Origin of the sequence: Myxococcus llanfairpwllgwyngyllgogerychwyrndrobwllllantysiliogogogochensis (assembly GCF_006636215.1) — a bacterium.
In the GTDB taxonomy this organism is placed as follows: Bacteria; Myxococcota; Myxococcia; order Myxococcales; family Myxococcaceae; genus Myxococcus; species Myxococcus llanfairpwllgwyngyllgogerychwyrndrobwllllantysiliogogogochensis.
On record NZ_VIFM01000660.1, the window covers coordinates 1 to 535 of the forward strand.

The window sequence follows — 535 nt, forward strand, 5'->3', positions numbered from 1 at the left end:
GTCACCCCCGACGAAGAGCTCTCCAGGGACGCCCGGAGGCAGGGGCTGGAAGGAGGCGTCGAGGACGAAGGCGGAGGAGTTGGAGAGAGGAGCGCCGATGGGGACGGAGCGAGAGAAGGAGTCCCCACTCCGCAGCGAGTGAGTGGCGGAGAAGGTGGTGTTCTCGGTGGGGCCGTAGCCGTTGACGAGGACGTGGCCCGGGGGCAGCCGCGAGAGGTGCTCGCGGACGCGAGAAGGCGGCAGGACGTCGCCACCGGCGAGGACCTGGCGGACACCAGCCAGCGCGACGGGTTGAGTCGCCACCATCTGCTCGAAGAGAGCGGCGGTGAGCCAGAGGGAGGTAATGCCCTCGCGGACAAGCAGAGCGCCCAACTCCTCGAGCGACAGGGCATGAGGAGGAGCGAGGATGAGCTTGGAGCCGTGGAGGAGAGCGCCCCAGATTTCGAGGGTGGAGGCGTCGAAGGCGACGGGGGCTGCGTGGAGCCAGACGTCGGAAGCGGCGAAGGAGATGAAGGAAGAAGAGACGAGGCGGGTG

Annotated in this window: 1 protein-coding gene; it reads right to left on the reverse strand. The window is 68.2% G+C overall.

What is annotated here, in order from left to right; translation table 11 throughout:
- Window positions 1–535 (reverse strand): AMP-binding protein (locus FJV41_RS49885; protein WP_141649584.1); only part of this gene is annotated, 535 nt, incomplete at both ends.